Annotated in this window: 22 protein-coding genes; 9 read left to right on the plus strand and 13 right to left on the minus strand. The window is 50.9% G+C overall.

All coding sequences use genetic code 11. The features are described 5' to 3' along the window. Positions 1-252: 252 nt before the first annotated feature. The 5 genes from F3J40_RS09495 to F3J40_RS09515 form a co-directional block, all read right to left on the minus strand. Positions 253-768, minus strand: a complete 516-nt coding sequence (locus F3J40_RS09495) for an Ail/Lom family outer membrane beta-barrel protein (protein ID WP_017346377.1) — start codon at positions 766-768, stop codon at positions 253-255. A 390-nt stretch (positions 769-1,158) separates the two neighbouring features. Next, a complete protein-coding gene (locus tag F3J40_RS09500; RefSeq protein ID WP_157060512.1) occupies positions 1,159-1,257 on the minus strand; it encodes a YoaK family small membrane protein in 99 nt (32 codons plus the stop codon). 116 nt (positions 1,258-1,373) lie between these two features. Then, positions 1,374-1,736 carry a KPN_00521 family repetitive protein gene (locus tag F3J40_RS09505; protein WP_167014062.1) on the minus strand — a complete coding sequence of 121 codons (363 nt, stop codon included), beginning with the start codon at positions 1,734-1,736 and terminating at the stop codon, positions 1,374-1,376. Between the two features lie 164 nt (positions 1,737-1,900). Further along, a complete protein-coding gene (locus tag F3J40_RS09510; RefSeq protein WP_167014469.1) occupies positions 1,901-4,105 on the minus strand; it encodes a FepA family TonB-dependent siderophore receptor in 2,205 nt (734 codons plus the stop codon). 314 nt (positions 4,106-4,419) lie between these two features. Next, positions 4,420-4,668, minus strand: coding sequence for an ElaB/YgaM/YqjD family protein (locus F3J40_RS09515; protein WP_167014064.1), 249 nt, complete (start codon positions 4,666-4,668; stop codon positions 4,420-4,422). A 134-nt stretch (positions 4,669-4,802) separates the two neighbouring features. Here F3J40_RS09515 and F3J40_RS09520 point away from each other — a divergent pair, with 134 nt between their 5' ends. Next, on the plus strand, positions 4,803-5,009 hold the full coding sequence (locus tag F3J40_RS09520) for a DUF2767 family protein (RefSeq protein ID WP_017346372.1): 207 nt from the start codon (positions 4,803-4,805) through the stop codon (positions 5,007-5,009). A 5-nt stretch (positions 5,010-5,014) separates the two neighbouring features. Here the strand turns inward: F3J40_RS09520 and F3J40_RS09525 are convergent, their stop codons facing one another. Beyond that, positions 5,015-5,350: a hypothetical protein gene (locus F3J40_RS09525; RefSeq protein WP_026042440.1), complete on the minus strand. Its 336-nt coding sequence runs from the start codon at positions 5,348-5,350 to the stop codon at positions 5,015-5,017. A 207-nt stretch (positions 5,351-5,557) separates the two neighbouring features. On the opposite strand from F3J40_RS09525, the gene F3J40_RS09530 reads away from it, so the two are divergent. Further along, entirely contained in the window at positions 5,558-5,764 is a 207-nt protein-coding gene (locus tag F3J40_RS09530; RefSeq protein ID WP_167014066.1) for a hypothetical protein, read from the plus strand. Positions 5,765-5,866: 102 nt separating this feature from the next. Here the strand turns inward: F3J40_RS09530 and ldcA are convergent, their stop codons facing one another. Further along, positions 5,867-6,793, minus strand: coding sequence for a muramoyltetrapeptide carboxypeptidase (gene ldcA / locus F3J40_RS09535; RefSeq protein ID WP_167014068.1), 927 nt, complete (start codon positions 6,791-6,793; stop codon positions 5,867-5,869). Positions 6,794-6,961: 168 nt separating this feature from the next. Here ldcA and F3J40_RS09540 point away from each other — a divergent pair, with 168 nt between their 5' ends. Next, positions 6,962-7,588, plus strand: a complete 627-nt coding sequence (locus F3J40_RS09540; RefSeq protein WP_167014070.1) for a transglycosylase SLT domain-containing protein — start codon at positions 6,962-6,964, stop codon at positions 7,586-7,588. A gap of 2 nt (positions 7,589-7,590) precedes the next feature. Here the strand turns inward: F3J40_RS09540 and F3J40_RS09545 are convergent, their stop codons facing one another. Further along, positions 7,591-8,325: a flagellar brake protein gene (locus tag F3J40_RS09545; protein ID WP_167014072.1), complete on the minus strand. Its 735-nt coding sequence runs from the start codon at positions 8,323-8,325 to the stop codon at positions 7,591-7,593. A gap of 230 nt (positions 8,326-8,555) precedes the next feature. Here F3J40_RS09545 and F3J40_RS09550 point away from each other — a divergent pair, with 230 nt between their 5' ends. Further along, entirely contained in the window at positions 8,556-8,804 is a 249-nt protein-coding gene (locus F3J40_RS09550) for a GlsB/YeaQ/YmgE family stress response membrane protein (RefSeq protein WP_167014074.1), read from the plus strand. 40 nt (positions 8,805-8,844) lie between these two features. Here the strand turns inward: F3J40_RS09550 and treA are convergent, their stop codons facing one another. Continuing rightward, a complete protein-coding gene (gene treA / locus F3J40_RS09555) occupies positions 8,845-10,527 on the minus strand; it encodes an alpha,alpha-trehalase TreA (RefSeq protein WP_167014076.1) in 1,683 nt (560 codons plus the stop codon). A gap of 141 nt (positions 10,528-10,668) precedes the next feature. Here treA and ghrA point away from each other — a divergent pair, with 141 nt between their 5' ends. Both ghrA and F3J40_RS09565 read left to right on the plus strand, forming a co-directional pair. Next, a complete protein-coding gene (gene ghrA, locus F3J40_RS09560) occupies positions 10,669-11,610 on the plus strand; it encodes a glyoxylate/hydroxypyruvate reductase GhrA (protein WP_167014078.1) in 942 nt (313 codons plus the stop codon). Between the two features lie 39 nt (positions 11,611-11,649). Then, on the plus strand, positions 11,650-12,387 hold the full coding sequence (locus F3J40_RS09565) for a phosphatase (protein WP_167014080.1): 738 nt from the start codon (positions 11,650-11,652) through the stop codon (positions 12,385-12,387). Between the two features lie 184 nt (positions 12,388-12,571). On the opposite strand, the gene F3J40_RS09570 is transcribed toward F3J40_RS09565, so the two are convergent. After that, positions 12,572-13,192 carry a DUF6216 family protein gene (locus F3J40_RS09570; protein WP_167014082.1) on the minus strand — a complete coding sequence of 207 codons (621 nt, stop codon included), beginning with the start codon at positions 13,190-13,192 and terminating at the stop codon, positions 12,572-12,574. A 375-nt stretch (positions 13,193-13,567) separates the two neighbouring features. Between F3J40_RS09570 and F3J40_RS09575 the strand changes: the two genes are divergently transcribed. Continuing rightward, on the plus strand, positions 13,568-13,930 hold the full coding sequence (locus F3J40_RS09575) for a hypothetical protein (RefSeq protein ID WP_167014084.1): 363 nt from the start codon (positions 13,568-13,570) through the stop codon (positions 13,928-13,930). A gap of 49 nt (positions 13,931-13,979) precedes the next feature. Here F3J40_RS09575 and F3J40_RS09580 read toward each other — a convergent pair whose 3' ends face one another. Continuing rightward, entirely contained in the window at positions 13,980-14,903 is a 924-nt protein-coding gene (locus F3J40_RS09580) for a TIM barrel protein (RefSeq protein WP_167014086.1), read from the minus strand. A gap of 259 nt (positions 14,904-15,162) precedes the next feature. Next, on the minus strand, positions 15,163-16,086 hold the full coding sequence (locus F3J40_RS09585; RefSeq protein WP_167014088.1) for a substrate-binding domain-containing protein: 924 nt from the start codon (positions 16,084-16,086) through the stop codon (positions 15,163-15,165). A gap of 348 nt (positions 16,087-16,434) precedes the next feature. Here F3J40_RS09585 and F3J40_RS09590 point away from each other — a divergent pair, with 348 nt between their 5' ends. Together F3J40_RS09590 and F3J40_RS09595 are read left to right on the plus strand one after the other, a co-directional pair. After that, entirely contained in the window at positions 16,435-17,439 is a 1,005-nt protein-coding gene (locus F3J40_RS09590) for a LacI family DNA-binding transcriptional regulator (RefSeq protein WP_167014090.1), read from the plus strand. Between the two features lie 14 nt (positions 17,440-17,453). After that, the gene (locus tag F3J40_RS09595) at positions 17,454-18,281 is read left to right on the plus strand and encodes a sugar phosphate isomerase/epimerase family protein (protein ID WP_167014092.1); all 828 of its coding nucleotides are present in this window, start codon (positions 17,454-17,456) and stop codon (positions 18,279-18,281) included. 226 nt (positions 18,282-18,507) lie between these two features. Here the strand turns inward: F3J40_RS09595 and F3J40_RS09600 are convergent, their stop codons facing one another. Further along, positions 18,508-19,686: a Gfo/Idh/MocA family protein gene (locus F3J40_RS09600; RefSeq protein WP_167014094.1), complete on the minus strand. Its 1,179-nt coding sequence runs from the start codon at positions 19,684-19,686 to the stop codon at positions 18,508-18,510. Positions 19,687-19,920: the final 234 nt, after the last annotated feature.

Genomic DNA, 19,920 nt, shown 5'->3' on the forward strand with positions numbered 1-19,920 from the left:
ATCAAGCGCCGGAATGATAATGAAAATGATTGCTATTTGTAATTCTTCTTGGCGTACGCTTACAGTCTGTTGAGGTTGGGTTTAATTTCAACAATTGTGGAGGGAATGTGTAGAGTGAAAAATAAACAGCAGAGGAGGGCGGATTAATGGAGGCGAATATTTTCACCGGGAAAAGATAAACAGGGTGGAAATAATAACGGAAGCCTCAAGGCTTCCGTTATTGTTTATATTTCGTCTACCAGCAAGGGCTGATTAGAATTTATAACCTACGCCAACGTTCCAGGTACCAACCTGAGTGTGGCCCGCGGTACCGTATTCGTAGCCCGCATCCAGAACGATATTCTGGTATGGGTTGAACTGTACGCCTGCTCCGTAAACCAGCAGTGAGCTGTCGTGGTTCTGGGTAACTGCGTTACGGCTGAATTTGCTGCTCGCATAACCATAACCCACGTCCGCGTAAACGCTAGACCAGTCGTTGATGCGGTAAGTTGGGCCCGCTTTCAGAGAGAAGTAGTGGTGTGAACCGTCTCCTGAATCGCTGTAGTTGTTACCGGTGTAAGTAATGCCGCCCATTACGCCCCAGTCGTTAGTCAGTTCATAACGACCCTGCAGCTGTACGCCTTTAGCGTCAGTGCCGTGGGTGTGGTTGAAATGGCTCTGTGCATAACCGATGGTGGTGGTGACGTCGCCAGCGGCAGCATTTGCTGCGCCAACTACTGAAGTTAAACCTGCGAGTACCAGTGCTGAAGAAATAATAATTTTTTTCATGGTGTATTACCTTATAAAGACATAAACGCATTTGCTTCTGTGGAATGAATTCTGTCATCAGCTTGAAAGAATGTTTTGGCATTTTGTGAGATCGTTCAATCGGGATAAATATCGTTGAGCTGCCGTTGAAGTCTGTGTGAAAGTGTTAATTTCATTATCTGAAAATGCGTTTTTTTTCAATTTGTGCGCATTTTAATGCATATTGTATTTATTGTAAGCAGATAAAGGGCGAATAATGTCCGTTTACTTCATTAATTGAAATAAAATGAGAGCATTGTCAGAGTGTGTAATGCTGAAATAGCGTAAAGGAAAGCGCATGGAATGATAAATTAAACGCGCGGCGTTGGCGCAAGAGTCCCTGTATAAACGCCGCAATTGCCGGTTTATTGTTCAGCTGCCTGGCATCCAGGCGCCACTGAGGACAAACCACGCGAGTAAACTGACACCAGCCACGATGATCGCGATAGGAAAAAGAATACCGATTCTCACACACAAATCCTGTTAAAGAGGTTTCCGGGAGGGGGTATTTTAACTGGCGGGGAGCAAAGAAACAGCAAAAAGATGGGCTTCACCCCCGGTAAAGGGGGGTGAAGCAGCAGTGCGGTTTACTCAGTCACTTTTTTCTTCAGGTCACTGGCACCTTCTTTGGTTTTATCCCAGCCTTTTTTGCTGGCTTCTTTGGTTGAGTCCCAGCCTTTTTCAGTGGTCTCTTTGGTTTTGTTCCAGGCTTTCTGGCTGCCTTCCTGAATTTTATCACCGGTGGTGTTGCCGCCGTTCTCAACTTTGTTCTGTGCTTTGGTTTTCAGCTCAGAACCACGGTGCTCTGCCTGATGCAGTTTCTCTTTTGCCGTATCGGCACCGGCCTGTGCATTTTCTACTGTGCTGTCAGTTGCGTGTGTTAAAGCACCAGCTGCCCAGCTAGAAGAGGCGAAAAGTACCAGTGAAAGCGCAATAATTGATTTTTTCATGATCGTATATTCCCTATAGACAATTTTTTATCTGGCGACCACCAAGTCGCGTCATAAGAGCTTAGTCGCTGTTGCGCAGAATGGAATAAGAAAAATGCCTAATTATTTCATTGGGGGGATGGGAGGGATGGCGGCACCGCAGTGCCGCACATCATCAGACGGGATTAGAACGAGGTGGTAACACCTGCGTAGTAAGCGCGGCCTGGTTCATTGTAGGTTGATGCACCATCGTTGGAACGGTAGATGCGTTTGTCCAGCAGGTTGCTGATGCCAGCCGTAAAGCGCAGATTTTTATTCACCTGGTAGTTAGCGCCAAGGCCAAACAGGGTGTAAGCCGCCACTTCGGTATCAGACATTGAACCCACTTCTTTGCGAATATCCGCAGTATGACGTGGTTTTTGACGTCCGTAGTTGGTCATGCTCAGGCTGGTAGAGAACTGATCGGTGACCTGCCAGTCAAGCCAGGTGTTCACAGTATATTTCGGGATCAGCGACAGTGGGTTACCGGTCTCTTTATAGCGTGAGGTGAACATATAGGTCGCGTTGGTGCGCCAGGTCAGCGTGTCTTCGATCAGTGGCAGCGTCAGGTTGGCTTCCAGACCTTGCGTCAGCGCTTTACCGCCGTTCTCCCAACGGTAGACATTGTAGCTGGAGCTGTACCAGCCGCTTACCGCGACGGTGCCCAGCGAGTCATCACCGGCAACGATCTTGTTTTGGTAGTCGTTACGGAAGTAGGTCAGCCCGGCCGCATAGCCATCGTGATGCCACTGGATCCCGGCTTCTTTATTGACGCTGATTTCAGGTTTCAGATTGCTGTTACCCAACAGGTAGCATCCGCCTGAACTGCCCACCGCACAGCCATTACCGCTACTTGCTAACAGATAGCCATCGCTAGACTGGTACAGGTTCGGTGCTTTGAACACGCGTGCAATACCGGCTTTGAAGGTGAAGTCGTCCCCCAGTTCCTGTTGCAGGTTCAGGCTTGGGCTCCAGTTGCTGCCGAAGCGATCGCTGTAGTCAAGACGCAGGCCCGGAATCAGCGTGGTGCCATCCAGCACGTCCATGGTGTCTTCTATATACAGTGCGCTCAGCTCTTGTGAGTTCTTACCACTGCGGTCGGCTGAATTGCCAGAAACGCCATCAATGCTCACATCACCGGCATCTGTGTCCTGCATTGAAGCCGGATCGTTGAGGGTTTCACGATTCCACTCTCCACCCAGTGTCAGTGTGTTATCGACCCACAGAGTAAATGGAATGGTCAGCTCTTCGCTGGCGCGGAAGGCTTTGTAACGGCTGGTGGTGTAGGTGTTGCTGTCGATCATCCCCTCTACTTTACCGGTAGAACCTTCCGCCAGACGGGTGTTGTTGGTCTTCTCGTAGTTCAGGCTCAGGCGTGACTGGCCCCAGTCGAAGATACCGTTGTGAGTGATGTTCCAGTTCTGGCGGTACATGCGGTTGGTTTCTGCCCCGTACAGTTCTGGCACCAGCGTACTGATGTTGCTGTTGCTGTACTGGGTATCACCGGCATAAATGTTGCCCTGGCGGCTGTAGGAGTAGCCAAAGTCGAGGATCTGCGTTGGGCTGATTTTCCACTGGAACAGGGTATTAATATCGCGGTTACGCACCCCTTCGCGACCCGCAGCGTAGGAACCATTTTCAGCGGTATTAATGTTATAGGCATCAGCGTCGGTTTTGTTGATGTTGCCATACAGGCGCATGGAGAGAACATCATCAATCAAAGGACCGCTGAGACTGAAGTTCATGCGCTTGGTCGCGCCCTCTTTGTCATCTTCCGGCTGGTTGGTGAATAGCGAAAGCGAGCCATGCCAGTCATTGGTTGGACGTTTGGTGATGATGTTTACCACACCGCCCATCGCCCCTGATCCGTAGTGAGCGGCAGCGGGACCACGCAGAACGTCAATGTGGTCGACCATTTCCGCTGGCACCCAGTTAGAATCACCACGGGTATCGCGTTCGCCGGTGCGGCTGTAGCGTACGGAATCACGGGAAGTCACGGGATTACCGTCGATCAGAATCAACGTGTTTTCCGGGCCCATACCGCGAATATCAATTTGGCGGTTGTTACCCCGGCTGCCTGAAGCACTGTTGCCAGTTAAATTCACCCCTGGCATCTTACGAATGATGTCGGACAGGTCGTTAACCGGCGGGTGTTTTTCAATATCTTCTTTGGTAATAAGCGATGCGCCCGGCTGTTGCTTGAGCGCATCTTCGGCTTTAGCGGTAACCACTAAATCCTGTTCATTGGTGGGATTGGCTTTTTTCTCCGTGCTGGCGGTAGCGGCATCATTGCCGGTTAGCGACAGAGGAGCCGTGTCTGTTGCGGCCAGTGCGTAGCCACCGTTAATCATTAACCCGATGAGTATCGAAAGCGTTGTTTTTCTGCTGTAAAAAGACTGCGACATAAGTTACACCCTGTAATCATTATCAATAGAATAAAATGAAGCAGGGAATAATTATCATAATGATTCTCATTTGTAATAAAATTGAAATATTTTGAAATAAGTTAGCGCATTTGGTTACACGCCCTGTCAAGGAACTGTATTGACGTTTAGAAAACGTTAGGTTTGTGGAGAGATTAAGGAGAGGTGGTTTCAGGGTTTTTCCGTGGAAATATCAGGAAACTGATAATTTTTCAGGTTAACAGTTTCCTGCCAATTAATAACTAGCGACGGCCCAATAAAAAGCCTACCAACAGACCCACACCTGCCGCAATGGCAAGCCCCGCCGTTGGGTTCTCTTTCACCTGTTGTTGCAGGCAATCGGCGGCATCTTTGGCAGCATGGCTGGCCCGGTGTGAGTAGCGACGGGCGGCACCGCGTACCTGATGGCGCGGTGAGTCAGTCACCTCTCCCCACTGCTGTTCAGCAGCACCGGCAAATTCTTCCAGCGTGTCTTTCGTTTTCCCGGACATAATGTTCTCCATGGTTTGCGTTCAGATAAAGCATAGCAAACGCATTCAGTTTTGCCGGGCAGACGCTACGCTTGCAGGATGGCCAGGGCGTGACTAGGTTTACCTATTGAACCGCGCCGAAAGAGGGGGGAAGCATGAAACGTGATGTACTCAATGAAGAAGACTATGACGAAGTGTGCCGCGTCATTGGTGATGCTGTGATTGTCCTGGCTGAAAGCGGGCGTGACACTCGCCGACTGGCACTGACAGACGTCCTGCAACGCGCTCGCCATGAGCGAGCGCACAGTGAAAGAGACGAACAGCGGCTGCTGGAGCATGCCATCAGGCTGGTCAAACCCTAGATATGTTAGCTGGCCGGGCAATTCCAGGTGATCATCGTGTCCTGCCACGGATTAATCAGGCGGAACTGGTGATCGGAAAGCCGTTGAGCGTAGTATCCCTCGCTCGTGACCGCAGAAGGAACATACTGAAAGCGATCGAGGGAGTGCAGTCTGCCGCTGTCTACCACCACGCCACCTTTACTCACGCTGAATGAGGTGACAAGGTCAAAAATATGTCCCTGGGTTTTGCCCATCGGTTGCCCGCTGATGGTTGCTACCTCTCCGGGGCAGTCTACCCCGTGCGGCGTGGATGAACAGCCCGCAATAATCAAAGCCATACTGAGTAAAATAAGTCGCCGCATTTCCTTTACCTGCCTGATTCCATCACTAATGGCATAATTCTGAGTTTATCACATGCGCAACCTGCTGCTGTGGTATTCCCCACGCTCTGGTAATCTCTGGCTGGGTTAATTGTTAAGCATTAGCACGGTTACTGGATGACATTGATTGCGCAGAAAGGGTACCCTTGCCATTGTCACGCACCGGGAAAACCGAACAGGAGTCGTAAGATGCGAGAAGAAGATGCCAGTTTGATGATTATCCGCCACAGTGTCTCTCAGTTAGAAGATCAACAAAAACAGCAAGTTATTTCTTGTGTTGCCGCGTTGCGTCAAACCATGAGCGCATTTAGCCGTGAAGATGCCGAGCTGGCGCTGATGGTGGTGGCAGCGGAAGTGGCGGCTGACGAGCAACCGGGCACCGAGACAGAAAGATAACGTTTGATGACCAAAAGCAGGGCCGACGTTTTCCGTAGAGTACCAACGTTGGTCATTGTTACTCGGGTTTGTCATCCCCCCTTTTTGCCTGCTGCACACCGCTTAGCGACGCAGTACCGGATGCCCGCTGATGACGAGCTGGGCATTGCCCTCGCTGACATTGAGCTGTGCTTGTGCCCCTAATGGCAAAGTGACCGTATCGGCTTCATGGCCATAGGCCAGATCGCTGACCACCACCAGGCCATACTGCTCACGCAGTCGCTGCCAGACGCTATCCAGATCAAAGCCCTGATCGTAATCTGACACCGTGCTTTTACTGAAGCTACCGGTAATGATCGCCTGTTGGCGGGCAAGAATGCCACACTGCTGTAGCTGATTCAGCATCCTTTCCACCCGGAACGGGTGCTCGTTGATATCCTCGATCGCTAAAATCCCGTTCTCAATCTGGGGCATCCAGCGTGTGCCGATTAACGAGCAGATCATGGCAAGATTGCCCCCCCAAAGTTGCCCCTGCCATGTGCCCTGATCGGGGGTGAGCGTTTGCCAGTTAAGGGTGTAAGTCTCAGAGGTTAAGGCCTGCCAGAAGTGCTGTTCCGTAAAGGAAGAGGGGATTTCTGCACCAAAATTGCCTGCCAGCATCGGTGAGCTGAAGCTGATTAAGCCACACTCGGCTAGCAGTGCCAGCTGCAGGGCGGTGAAATCGCTGTGACCGCACAATGCCAGCGGTTGGTGCTGTAGGCGGCGTTGTAACGCCGGATAATCAATGGATTCCAGCAGACGACCCACGCCATAGCCTCCGCGCACGGCCATCACGATATCTGGCAATGACTCCAGTTCTGCCAGTTGGTTTATCTCGTCTAACCGTTGCTGGTCATCTCCGGCGAAGCGCTGAAAACGGCGGGTGACAGCCTGCGGGTTCTCAACCTGGTGGCCGGCTTCGCTCAGGCGGGCGATAGCCCGCTGCGCGGCAGCTTGATTAACACAGTAGCCCGAAGGGGCGATAAGGCGAATACGGCGAGAGGCGGTCATGGTATGATCCCTGTGACAGCAAGTATCAGAATTTTATGATGATGACGAATTCAAGCGCGAATGTCATTAATCCCGCTGATTTATGCTTTTTAGGACAAACGGTAATTTTGTTAACGTGCTGGCCAGGTAATATAGGCGAAGCCAACTCTATTATGGAATTTTCAATCAGTGAAGATCCGGTTATTTGTGCTCTCGGCGCTGTTTTTAACAGGTTGCGCCAGTCAGGCACCTCATACGGTAGTAAAACAGCAGTACACGCCTCTAACCCAGGCAGCACCAACACAGATTCAGGGCGAATGGTCATTGTTTACTGCGACTGCCGCCACTCATTATGGCATCGATGAACGTCTTCTCAGTGCCATTATTAGTGTCGAGTCAGGGGGTAACCCAGATGCCATCAGCCGTTCTCACGCGGTGGGATTGATGCAAATCAAGGCCTCTACCGCCGGTCGAGCGGTTTATCACTCCCAGGGACGTCGTGGACAGCCCACCACCGCCGATCTTCGCGATCCGGCGCGCAACATTGATATTGGCGCGGCTTATATCAAAATCTTGCAAGATCGCGCGCTGGCCGGTATCGAAAATCCATTGACCTTGCGTTATGCCACCATTGTCTCCTATGCCAACGGGGCAGGCGCGCTGCTGCGTACCTTCTCACGCGATCGCAGTGAGGCGATTGCCAAAATCAATGCGCTGACGCCAGAACAGTTCTATCACTACGTGCAGACACGCCATCCAGCGGCTCAGGCACCACGCTACTTATGGAAAGTCACCACGGCGTATCGCACTATCTGATGTCACTGGAAGCGATTAGCCTTATCCCGGGCGAGTCGCTCCAGCGCAAAAATCACCTGCTGAAGTTCTCGTGCCTGCGCTGGCGCGATGGTGGTGAAGCGGAAACTGAGTCGCGGCGTTATCCGCGTCTCATTTTTACTGGTGATGATCGTCCGCTCACCAATGTGTAACAGCTGTGCCGCGACGGAAAATTTACCGTACTCCCCCAGTTCCACCTCCAGCGATGGGAACATATCGCCCGCGCTGACGCCTTCCGGCAGGGGATCATCCAACAGTGCGCCAATCCCTCCCAATGAGAGATCCTGCAAACGAAAACGCGCTTTGCTGCCGTCAGGCCATTGGCTGGTGCACCAAAAGGTGGGTTCCAGCGGTGCAGTGACGCGGAAAAACTCCCGGCGTTGAATTTGCCAGATAAGGTCGGGCAGGGCAGCGCGAAAAGCAGGCAGGCCATCGTGCGTGTCAATCGTGATGGACGGGAGACAAAATTCTATTTTCGCCCCAGACGTTTCCGCAGAGATGTTCAATTGCGAGCTCTGTTGTGCCAGCGTATTTTCCTGCGCATCACTGCCCAGATCAAAATAGAGAAAGTGATCGTCAGCGCTCAGCATCCGACTGATAAACTGTCCGGAGGAGTAGCTCACCATTAAGGGCGCACGGCTGGTCAACAGCTCGCGCATGCAGTTAAGCACTGCCAGCGTGCCACGTTTTATATATTGTTCTTTGTCGCTTTTTGTCACGTCCGGCTCCAGTTCGGTTATGCAGCGCTCTCGCGCTCTTCAGCCGTTATCGGAAAGCAAAAAAAAATCTTTAGTAATTCCTGTTTGCGCCAGGCAGGATTGCGCAGGCCCGCTATACTTGATACCGGAACAGCTTGATTAATCAGGCTTTCACCACTGAAGTAGAGGGGCTGTTTTATAGTCTCCCAGCCGGGTGGTCACTATTTTTATGATGGGTTAAGGAGTTAGCGATGGGAATTATTTCATGGATCATTTTTGGTTTGATCGCCGGTATTCTCGCCAAATGGATCATGCCTGGTAAAGATGGTGGCGGTTTCATCATCACCGTGATTTTAGGTATTATCGGTGCGGTAGTCGGTGGCTGGATCAGTACTTTCTTTGGCTTCGGAAAAGTTGACGGCTTTAATTTCGGCAGCTTTGTGGTTGCGGTGATTGGCGCAATCGTGGTGCTGTGGATCTATCGCGCCGTACGAAAATAGCGATATTGAATAAAGAGGGCGCACTGCGGTGCGCCTTTTTTTATTGCTGTGTCGCAGTGACAGGAATGTCACCGGCATTACTACAGGTTTTGTCTTTTGGGCAATATTTATCCAGCAGCATCAGCGTGACGCCGTTGGTCCAGCCGAAACCATCCTGCAACGGATATTCCCCGCCGCCACCGCCGCCCAACTGTGGCCCTTCCACCACATATTTCTCCACCAGCTTGTGCTGTTGGTTATAGGTGGTCTGCACATTATTCAGGAAGTTAAGGCCAATTTTGCGCGCCAGATCGGCGTGATGGTAGTGATTCAGCCCTTCAACGGCCACCCACTGTAACGGTGCCCAACCGTTGGGTGCATCCCACTGTTGCCCATTGTTGACGGTGGTGGTGACCAGTCCGCCAGGTTTCAGCAGCTGTTTCTCCACCGCGGAGGCGGTACGGTCGGCCTGTTTATCTGTCGCCAGTTGCATATAGAGCGGGAACAGGGTGGCTGCCGTGAGCTGCTGATGAACCTTGCCGGTTTTCCAGTCGTAATCGACATACCAGCCCTGGCGTTCATCCCATAAATAGTGGTTGATGGCGGTTTTACGCTGCTCGGCGTGCTGTTGGTAGTGCTTCGCCTGCGCTGCCTGCTGCTGTAACTGGTAGCTCTTCGCCAGCGTCACTTCCAGATGATACAGCAGGCTATTGAGGTCAACCGGCGCTAACTGCGTGGTACGGATTGACCCTAACTGTTGTGGATCGCTAAACCAGCGCGAACTAAAGTCCCAGCCAGAAGCGGCCCCTGCACGCAGATCACGCCACAGTTCTGCCTGATTACGCTGCGGTGACTGCTTAGCCGTCTCTTCATCCGCCAGCCAGGATTCTGTACGCGGCGTGTCGCGATCGTCCCAGTAGCGATTAAGCAGGCTGCCATCGGTGAGTTTGATTACGCGTTTGCTGGCTTGTCCGGCCGCTACGTTATCGCTGCCCGCCATCCAGTAGTCATACTCTTTCTGCAGCTGTGGCAGGTAATGTTGATAGACCTTGTCACCGTTGTGCTGTGCCAGCAGATCAACCATCAGGCTGAAAAACGGCGGCTGGGATCGGCTGAGATAGTAGCTACGGTTGCCGTTCGGAATATGGCCATAGTGGTCAATCTCCCAGGCAAAGTTATCTACCATATCCTGTACCCGATCCCAGTGGCCGCTTTCTGCCAGCCCCAGCAGGGTGAAATAGCTGTCCCAGTAGTAGACCTCACGGAAACGCCCACCAGGCACGACATACTGTTTGGGGATCGGCAGCAGGGAATCATACTGATTCTGGGTTTTTGCCGTGCGTGTCAGCACTGGCCACAGACCATCGATATGCTGACGCAATGTTTCCCCTGCCGGTGGGACATATTTTGCCTGATCGATCGGCAGGATGAAGTTTTCAGCAATAAAGTGTTTGAGATCAAAATTGCGCTGATGCCGCTGCATCTGCCAGTCCGCGACGATGGAAGCGGGATCGGATTTTGGAACTGCATCGGCGAAGGTTTTTTGATCTTCCCAGAGTTTCGCCTGTTGTACCGCTTTAAAAAGTGGACCCAACTGGATATCCGGTGGCTGAGGCGGACCGGCCAACAGATGTTGATCGTCTGCGGCCTGTGCCAGGTAACTGGTGGAAGCGAGTAATAATGCCAGGCAAGTGCGGGCGTAGGTACGGCGAGAGTAAGGTTGTGGTATGGCCGGTCTTATCATCGGTGATTCTCCTTGTCGTTGGGGTCTTTTGCTGTAACACATTGACCACCCAACTAACTTTAGACGCGATTGCCAGGTTTTGCTTTTTGCTTGCCATCCGGCCACTTTTGTCTGAGGCTGGTGGAAACACAGGAGAATGCAATGAATATTATCTGGTATCACCCTTCGATGTCGGCAGAGGTTTGGCTGGAAGGGATGCGTGAACGGCTGCCCGGGGTTTCTGTTCGCCACTGGCAACCGGGTGACAATGGCCCGGCTGATTATGCACTGGTGCGTAAGCCGCCTAATGAAATGCTGGCGGGCCGCCATGATTTACGTGGTGTCTTTGCGCTGGGTGCAGGTGTGGATGAAATTATGGCACAGCTCAGGGATAACCCCGATCTGTTGCCTGATTCCGTTCCGGTGTTTCGTCTGGAAGATACCGGCATGGCGATTCAGATGCAGGAATATGCGGTGTGTCAGGTGCTGAACTGGTTCCGTCGCTTTGATGACTATCGTCAGTTACAGCAGGAATCTCGCTGGTTAGAGTTGCCAGAATACCGCCGGGAAACCTTCACGGTGGGTATTCTGGGAGCGGGCGTATTGGGGCAGAGCGTGGCACAAAGCCTTAAACCTTGGGGCTTCCCGCTGCGTAGCTGGAGCCGCAGCAAGAAGCAGATTGACGGTGTGACCAGCTTTGCCGGTCAGGAATCGTTGAGCGATTTTCTCCAGGGGACACAGGTTCTGATCAATCTGCTGCCCAGCACGCCGCAAACCGTGAATATCATCAATGCGTCACTGTTAGCGCAGCTACCGCACGGCGCCTTCTTCCTCAATTTGGCGCGTGGTGCACATGTGGTCGAGGACGACCTGCTGGCGGCCCTGGAGAGTGGACAGATCAAAGGTGCCGCGCTTGATGTGTTTCAGGTTGAGCCATTAGCGCTGGATCACCCTTTCTGGCGACACCCGCGCGTCACGGTGACGCCACATAATGCTGCTGTCACCTTACCAGGCGAATCTATGGATTATTACGCCCATGCGATCACACTGCTGGAAGCCGGTGAAATGCCCGCCGGACAGGTTGACCGTCAACGAGGCTATTAATCGTTCTGCCGCCCACGGGCGGCCTTAAAGGAGAAGAGGATGTATCCAGTCGATTTACATATGCACACGGTTGCCAGTACGCACGCCTACAGCACGCTGCATGATTACGTAGCTCAGGCGAAGAAAACCGGTATTCAGCTGTTTGCTATCACCGATCATGGCCCGGATATGGCAGATGCACCGCACTACTGGCACTTCGTTAATATGAAAATCTGGCCTCGGGTAATAGACGGTGTTGCGGTATTGCGAGGTATTGAGGCCAACATCAAGAATCAGCAAGGGGATATCGACTGTTTTGGCCCCATGTTAGAGGTGTTGGATCTGATCGTTGCGGGTTTCCACGAGCCGGTTTACGCCCCACGTGATAAACATCACCACACTGAAGCGATGATCGCCACCATGGAACAGGGACTGGTGCATATTATCAGCCACCCTGGCAACCCGAAGTTCGAAGTTGATATCCCAGCGATTGCCGAGGCTGCGGCGCATTTCAACGTCGCACTGGAACTGAATAACTCCTCCTTTACCACTTCCCGTCCGGGCAGTGCACCAAACTGCCGCCTGGTGGCGGAAGCCGTAGCGAAAGCCGGTGGACGGCTGGCATTTGGTTCAGATTCCCACACCTGCTTTACGCTGGGGGATTTTGAACACTGCCTGAACATCACCCAGGAGATCGGTTTCCCGGAAGAGCGTATCCTCAACGTCACACCACGCCGCCTGCTGGATTTCCTTGAAATGCGCACCGGGAAAGTGATTCCGGAGCTGGCGGGTTTATAGGATGGGTCAAGCCTTTCTAGGGCTTGTTCCGTAGATTACCTGAATAATTGCTATGAGCAGGCTTATTAATTGTGGCCGTTTTACAAGGAGGCCTGCTCTGCAATTACCGCCTCGTTAGAGTGAGGCGGTTGTTCATACACTACGAGTTCTAATTGGATAGTCCTTAAAACTAGTGGTGAGACGCTTAGACAATTTTTATATGATTAGATTTTACGAGTTTTTTAATTTTATATGCTTTGTAGTTTCTCATGGATTCAACGAGGGTGAAACATCCTGCCACGATAAACTCAAAAGAAACGACTAGCGGACCGTAAGCTTCTAAACCTGTTTTTGGCCATGTAATCCAACCAAAAATCTTAGAGTTAATGAGCAGGAAACTTGCTGAGAAAAATACAATGGTTAGTCCTAATACAATAGCACATTTGTACCGTTTGATGATTTTTATTTTAAAGTTAACGTGTGTCGATGTGGTATCTTCAAAAAATAAACCACCAAGTTTAGTAAAGTAATATATTTGATAAGAGTTAATTTTTACCCACTTTAAGAACCTTTCGATTTCACTGGTGTCCTTAAATGAGAAATCAAATGACAAGTTGAATTTGTCTACATCATGCTGATGCTTTGCGAACTCATTAATTACAGGGTTGTAATAATCTTTCTCACCAACAAACAATGCCCATAATTTATTGATAATGACGGATGAGCTTGTGCTTTTACTTCTTAGATACAAGCAAAAAATGATAGCTCCAATAGTAGCTAAAGAACCTATTCCAGGTAATATGTAATCTTTGACTATGTCGGACATATACTTCCCTCCATGTTTTAAATGTAACGACTTCCGATTTGGCTGATGAATATGGCATGAATAAAAAAACAAATCAATTGTCTTTTCTAATTTATAAATCATAACTGGTGATGTTATGGAGGTGTTTAGCGTAAGTGTTTTTTAATAACGGGCGAGGAATTTACTTTTTTTATCTTGTCTTTTCTTTTGGTGTTAACTGGAACTGTTTGATAGGGTGTAAAATGTTGATTGTAATGGTTTGGGCAAAGTCATCTTCCACAAGGTGGCTTTTAATTTCATTAATCCCTTCTTGGAACTTTAAGTTGTAAAAACTCCCCTTTAGCGCTATAACTGCTCCGACGGAAAAGAATTTCAATCATCAGGGAGTTGATAGCAATGAAAGTATGGATTTGGATTTTCACCGTATCGGCGGTCGTGCTGGTGGGGGCGATTGCCATCGGCTTGGTTCAAAGAAGTCTTGGCCTTCTTCCGGCTCAGATTGATGCTGCTGAAACTAAAATATGCCATACACTGACGCCACAACAGCCAGTGCAAGCAGTGATCGCCGATGTAACCCGTCCTGATAATCGTCGTTTTGGGCAATACCACCTGACCGCAAGCGATATTCACATTGAACCGTACTCTGTAATAACCAGCGGTCCCTTCGCAACGGTAAACTTCACTACGTCCCGTACTGCCAACCAACGTTACATTGCGAAGATTAAATGTTCTGATCTCTCTGTCAGCTACTTCGACTAAACATTCCGCAACCGTGCCGCTCCCTGCGGCACGGAAAGGTGACAAAAATTTAAAAGCCCACGGATCTGAGATAGTGCAGGCTAGCGGTGACATCACGCAGGCTGGTATCGGCATCGCGTGGGTCACGCTCCTGCTCGACGGTGATCCAGCCGTGGTAATTGCGTTCGGCCAGGAAAGCACGGACGGCGGGGTAGTCAATCGCCCCTTTGCCAATCGGACACATCACACCTTCCGCGCAGGCGGAAAAGAAATCCACGCCCCGGGCGATAACATCACGCCAGACGGCATCGTTGACGTCCTTGAAATGCAGATAGTCGATGCGATCCCAGTAACGGCTCAGCGCGGGGATCGGATCCATGCCGGAGTAATACAGATGGCCCGTATCGAGGCACAGTCCCGCCACCTCATGTGGGATATCTTGCACCAGTTGCTCAATTTCGTCCGCAAACTCAATGCAGCCACCGGCATGGGGGTGGATCACTGCGCGCACACCGTACTCATTCCAGGCGATCTGGCTCAGGGTGGTGATGTGCTGCATCATTCGTTGCCATTCACTGTCTGGCAGGCGAGGGGCTTTATCCGATTGACCAGCATATTTGGCGCGCTCTGGATTACCAAAATCGATAATGACCAGATAGGGCGCAGGCCGGTTTTCGGCGTGGGTCTTCTCTGCGGTGGGCACTTTCGCCAGGTTGCGGCAAATATTGTGCGTCAGTTCCACCATGGCCGGGAAATTTGCTTCGCTGACCAGATCATCAAATATAGTTCCCGCCACCAGGGAAAGCTGATGGGCTTCTAATTCCTGGCGCAGTGCATTTGCATCCGTTGGCAGATAAAACCATGGGCCTAATTCAATACTTTTATAGCCAGCTGCTGCTGCTTCGGAGAGCACTTTTTTGAAAGGCGGCAGGAAAGGATTTTTCGGGTCATCAACACCCCAGCTGCAGGGCGCATTCGCAATATGGATGGACATGAGGTTTCCTTACGGGGTTGAGTTGCCTCATTATCAAATTTTCATTCCAGATTCATCAATAATGGAACTTTCATTTTTTGAGGTGGATCAAACTATTTCACCTCATTGTTATGATAAAAAAATATCATTATAAATTTGTTTGTGGCGGGTGTCGTCAGCGAAGATGTTGCGTGTATATCATCATATATATGATTTTGATGATGATTTTTCCGGGCGGGGACGCCGTTTCATAAACGCATCCCCGCTTTCAAATCCTGAGTTACTTTTGATTCTTTTCGCTGAACTGCGTGTAGTTAGCCTGAGTGATGGTCTGATACGGCACCCAGTTATAGGCCTCGGTTTTTTTGCCTGCCAGCATATCGCTGGCTACATTCACCGCACCGATGGCCTGGCCTTTGGCATCCTGGAAGATCGTGACGGCCATTTTCCCGTTTTTGATAAATTGCAGGCCGTCAGGTGTGCCATCGATACCGGCCACTAAAACGCCTTTTTTCTGTAGCTGGTCCAGTGCCATGATGGCACCAATCGCCATTTCATCATTATTCGCCACGATGGCATTGATATCGTTGCCGTCCTGCAACCAGGAAAGCGTTTTATCTACGGCTTCGTTACGCTGCCAGTTAGCCGTCTGTTTCTGAACCACTTTCATCCCCGGATGAGCACGGACAAAATCCTCAACGGCTTTGGTGCGCTGCCGGGCTTCTTCGGTGGATAACGCCCCCATCAGGATGGCAATATTTCCCTTGTCGTGCATTTTTTCTGCCAGCGCTTCGATCTGCATTTTTCCGCTTTGTGCTGAATCCGACCCCACGTAGGCGATTTTTCCTGATAGCGGAACCTCAGGCTTACGATTGACAAAAATAAGGGGAATATTGGCTTTTTCAGCCGCTTTGATGACCGGCATTACGCCCTGGGTATCTACCGGGTTGATGATAATGGCGTCAGCACCCTGATTGATAAAATCATCAACCTGTTGAATCTGAAGAGAAACATCGCCTTTGGCATCCGCAAACTGACTTTTCAATCCTTTCGCTTTGAGCTGCTGTTCCATTTGCCCGCGCAGAATGGAGACAAAATTGAGGTCCAGGTTTGCCAGCGCTATGCCGACCATATACGTTTTCGCCTGCACAGAAAGAACACTACACAGGCAACCTGCTAACAAAAGCCATTTGATTTTGTTCATGTTTGTTTTCCTGTAGGGGTATCTACTTTTTATGCACTCGGGTGCAAATTCAACGAGATGAATATGCGGCTACGTTTTTATCGGTAATTAAACATCTCGGGAGCCTTCAATTTCTGGTGTGTGTATAAATTAGTCAACGGTGGAAATAGCGAAACTTTTGTTCCGGTCACAGATCTGAAAATTTTTGCAATCGGGTGCAAAAACCACATTGCACTCGGGTGCAGTTGAGGGGCATACTCCGGGCGTACACGCGATGAGAGGTGCGTCACGCGAGTGGGTGCAGTGAAGGTTTCTTTTCATGACGTTTTCTCTTTCAATATCAGAAATTAACTGAACATGGACGGGTAAATGAGAGAGAAAGTGCACCGCATTACCGCCAGTGACGTAGCACGCCTGGCGGGCGTTTCAAAATGGACGGTTTCCAGAGCTTTCGACCCTGAGGCGTCCGTTTCTCATCATGCCAGAGAGCGCGTGCTAAAAGTCGCCCATGAACTGGGCTATCGCCCCAATCTGCTGGCGCGCAGTTTGGGTAAGAAAAAGTCCAACATCATTGGGGTAGTGGTTGATGAAATGAAGAACCCGCATACCCTGATGATGCTGGATGAGGCCACAAGGCAGATGCAAGACCGGGGGCTGATGGCCTTGCTGCTGAATATTTCCGCGGGTGCAAACTACTCCTCTGTTATGGCGCAAGCCGATCAGTTGCAGGTTGACGGTATTTTGTTCCTGGGAACCATTCTGTCCTCGGAGATTATTGATCTGGCTGAAGATATTTACCGGGTTCCACTGGTGCAGGTTTGCCGCAGCGCCGCGTCCGACGAGATAGATGCCGTTGCCGTGGAGGGGATGCGCGCCGGTGAACAGATTGCAGAATTACTGGTGGCACAGGGATATACCCGCTTCGGCTACATGAAAGGGCCAGACACGCCAACGTCGCATACGTTGCGCAGGGAAGGTTATCAGGCGGGATTGGCAAAGGCCGGGTTTTCCCTGGCAGTGACGCTGACCGCAGGCAGTTATGATCGGGAAATGAGCTGGAAAACGGTGCGTGACTATTTGCAGGTAACGCCCATGGAGCAGCGGATCAACGCGCTGTTTTGTGAGAATGATGTGCTGGCGTTAGGTGCGATGGCGGCACAGCGGGTGATGGCACCTGAATGGCAACCTGGGATCGTCGGGTTTGATGATATTGAAGAAGCGTCGGCGGAATGCTGGCAACTGACCACGGTCAGCCAGCGTATTGACCGGCTGATGAATGAGGCACTCAACCGTCTGGTTGATGGGAAAGTCAGTAATGATCATTCATGGCAACAGGGAGAATTGCGTATACGGCGCTCTCATCTGAAGGCCTGACTTAAGGAGAAAGCATGAAGTTGTCTTTGCACGGTGTATCTGTCTGGTATAGCAATGCCGTTACCCAGGTTCGCCTGGCCCGTGATGCCGGTTTTGATGGCTTAGAAATATTGCCCGAACACTTATACCGCTACCTGGAAAACGGCGGATCTTATGCGCAATTCAGGGCGCTGCTGGCTGAAAACAACATTGAAATAACCTGCATCAATGCGCTAAAACGCATTGGCCGCCATCAGCCTGAAGAGCGTGCCGCATTGATAAAAGAAGCGGAACGCATCTGTCACGCCGCAGCAGAACTGAACTGTCCGGTGGTGCAAATTATGGCGCTAACCGAACTGGATTCTCTCCCTGAAGCGCAACGAAACGCCATTTTGCGCGATAACATCCGGGAAATCGCCGATATTGGCAAACCTTTGGGCATCAAATTCCAGATCGAAGTGGTGGCTTTTACGGCATTTAACTCTCTCCAGCAGGGGCTAGATATGATTGCCGCCGTTGATCGGGACAATGTTGGATTGGTGGTCGATTTCTGGCATCTGCATGCGGGAGGTAATACCCGACCGGAAGAGGTGGCAAAGATGGACGTCAATCTTATCTATGGCATTCACTTCTGTGATGGCCGTGCCGCGCGTCCCGGTGAAACCTGGGATGAGTGGGTGCAGCGAGATTACGCGCCCGGTCAGGGCGAAGTGGATATTCCAGCCTGGCTGGATGCGGTTAAGCAAACGGGTTACACCGGTGGATGGTGCCCTGAGTTATTAAGCCCGCACCATTGGGAATGGGATCTTGCCGATATTGCCAAATCCTGCATCGATAGCTTGCATGAATATGGCATTAAATAGTCTCTAATTATTTAAATATCACCACGATAGTGCTCTTGCTATGGCGGGGATTCTATTTTATTTAATTTTCCCTGCTAAAAAGGCCATACGTTTTATGGCCTTTTTCCGTGCTTTTTTGCTGCTACGCTCTTACTGCCCCCACCCGGATTTTGCATCGGGTGGGGGCTTTCTCTGTTAATGCGGGAACGTCTGATCAGAGGCGAGGGTGGGCCTGTTTCAACCCAGATTATTCGTAGTTGACCCAGCAAGCGTGATTATCCGCAGAGCGTACGCAGTTTTCCAGCCAGCGCACACCTTCAATCCCGGCATTAATGTCGGGATAGACCAGTTTACTGAGCGTCTCTTCATCACCGCGCTGTTTAGCATCAATCGCGATAGCAAATTTCAAATAGATGTTAGCCCAGGATTCGGCAAGGCCCTCGGTATGCAAAGCACCGAGACGCTCATCAGCCAGTGCGCTTTCATGCAGATAGGGCATACCGTGATGCAGGGTTTGATTCGGCTGACCCTGCACGTCATATTTCAGTTCGCCGGGATTAGAATCGGTCCACTCCAGGCTGGCGCGAGCACCGATAACCCGGATACGCTGGCTATCCATCGCACCGGCGTTAATGGAGGAAGCCCACATACGGCCCACAGCACCATTCTGGTAGCGGATCAGCACCATGGCGTTATCTTCCAGCGGTGCGCGTGAAGCAATAAAGCTTTGACGATCGCAGAGCAGGGCGGCGATTTTTTGTTGCGGCAGCAGCAATTGGGAGAGGTAGAAAGTATGGGTAGAAATATCCCCCAGCACGAAGGTGGGGCCGGCAATTTTCGGATCCACACGCCATTTTTGCGCGTCGCTAAACTTATCAGCCGCCTCGTTTGCGCTAAAGCCATGGGTGTATTGCATATCCACCATGCGGATATCACCCAGCTCGCCATTTGCGATCATGGCGCGCATTTGCATCAACAGGGGATGCCCGGAGAAGCCATAGGTGACGCCGACAATCAGGCCTTTTTGTTCTGCCAGTTGTTTAATTTCGCGTGCTTCAGCAGAGGTGAAAAACAGCGGTTTTTCGCAAATAACATGAATACCGGCTTGCAGCGCAGCGCGGGTGATTTCGTAATGCGTGCCGTTGGGCGTTGCCACGGAAACGACTTCTACACCGTCTGGACGCGCTGCCTCTTGCTCCAGCAACTGCTGATAATTATCGTAACAGCGCGCAGCATCAAGGCCGAGATTTACCCCAAAGTCGCGACCGCGAGCTGCATCCACGTCAAAGGCGGAAGCCACCAGTTGGTAAGCCGTATTATCACGCAGCGCACCGCTACGGTGTTTGTAACCCACCTGACTCAATCTGCCGCCACCAATCATGCCCCAACGCAGCGGACGGGGAATCTGTTTTTCACCATTTAACATAGCCACTCCTGATTGTTTATCTAATGCCATTCTCTTTGTGATGATTTTTGCACTCGGGTGCAAAATCAGGCAAAAAAAAAGTCTGGCTGATTGTTACGTGAGCTAAATGTTTAACAACGGGCGCATAAAGTAAACGGGAGAAGTGAGTCTTTCACGGGCAGATCACAAAATCATAACATTTTGCACCCGGTTGCAATTAAGGGGGATTGCATCAGTTTTGGTTTTACGGCATCG

This window comes from Candidatus Pantoea multigeneris (genome assembly GCF_011752615.1).
Lineage (GTDB): Bacteria > Pseudomonadota > Gammaproteobacteria > Enterobacterales > Enterobacteriaceae > Pantoea > Pantoea multigeneris.

What these genes read in the sequence shown, in the direction of transcription:
- F3J40_RS09565 (WP_167014080.1), top strand. Translation starts at nt 11,650, where the DNA reads ATGTATCCAGTCGATTTACATATGCACACGGTTGCCAGTACGCACGCC.
- F3J40_RS09595 (WP_167014092.1), top strand. Translation starts at nt 17,454, where the DNA reads ATGAAGTTGTCTTTGCACGGTGTATCTGTCTGGTATAGCAATGCCGTT.
- F3J40_RS09525 (WP_026042440.1), bottom strand. Translation starts at nt 5,350, where the DNA reads ATGCGGCGACTTATTTTACTCAGTATGGCTTTGATTATTGCGGGCTGT.
- F3J40_RS09530 (WP_167014066.1), top strand. Translation starts at nt 5,558, where the DNA reads ATGCGAGAAGAAGATGCCAGTTTGATGATTATCCGCCACAGTGTCTCT.
- F3J40_RS09570 (WP_167014082.1), bottom strand. Translation starts at nt 13,192, where the DNA reads ATGTCCGACATAGTCAAAGATTACATATTACCTGGAATAGGTTCTTTA.
- F3J40_RS09520 (WP_017346372.1), top strand. Translation starts at nt 4,803, where the DNA reads ATGAAACGTGATGTACTCAATGAAGAAGACTATGACGAAGTGTGCCGC.
- ghrA (WP_167014078.1), top strand. Translation starts at nt 10,669, where the DNA reads ATGAATATTATCTGGTATCACCCTTCGATGTCGGCAGAGGTTTGGCTG.
- treA (WP_167014076.1), bottom strand. Translation starts at nt 10,527, where the DNA reads ATGATAAGACCGGCCATACCACAACCTTACTCTCGCCGTACCTACGCC.
- F3J40_RS09575 (WP_167014084.1), top strand. Translation starts at nt 13,568, where the DNA reads ATGAAAGTATGGATTTGGATTTTCACCGTATCGGCGGTCGTGCTGGTG.
- F3J40_RS09580 (WP_167014086.1), bottom strand. Translation starts at nt 14,903, where the DNA reads ATGTCCATCCATATTGCGAATGCGCCCTGCAGCTGGGGTGTTGATGAC.
- F3J40_RS09515 (WP_167014064.1), bottom strand. Translation starts at nt 4,668, where the DNA reads ATGTCCGGGAAAACGAAAGACACGCTGGAAGAATTTGCCGGTGCTGCT.
- F3J40_RS09550 (WP_167014074.1), top strand. Translation starts at nt 8,556, where the DNA reads ATGGGAATTATTTCATGGATCATTTTTGGTTTGATCGCCGGTATTCTC.
- F3J40_RS09590 (WP_167014090.1), top strand. Translation starts at nt 16,435, where the DNA reads ATGAGAGAGAAAGTGCACCGCATTACCGCCAGTGACGTAGCACGCCTG.
- F3J40_RS09495 (WP_017346377.1), bottom strand. Translation starts at nt 768, where the DNA reads ATGAAAAAAATTATTATTTCTTCAGCACTGGTACTCGCAGGTTTAACT.
- F3J40_RS09510 (WP_167014469.1), bottom strand. Translation starts at nt 4,105, where the DNA reads ATGATTAACGGTGGCTACGCACTGGCCGCAACAGACACGGCTCCTCTG.
- ldcA (WP_167014068.1), bottom strand. Translation starts at nt 6,793, where the DNA reads ATGACCGCCTCTCGCCGTATTCGCCTTATCGCCCCTTCGGGCTACTGT.
- F3J40_RS09505 (WP_167014062.1), bottom strand. Translation starts at nt 1,736, where the DNA reads ATGAAAAAATCAATTATTGCGCTTTCACTGGTACTTTTCGCCTCTTCT.
- F3J40_RS09600 (WP_167014094.1), bottom strand. Translation starts at nt 19,686, where the DNA reads ATGTTAAATGGTGAAAAACAGATTCCCCGTCCGCTGCGTTGGGGCATG.
- F3J40_RS09585 (WP_167014088.1), bottom strand. Translation starts at nt 16,086, where the DNA reads ATGAACAAAATCAAATGGCTTTTGTTAGCAGGTTGCCTGTGTAGTGTT.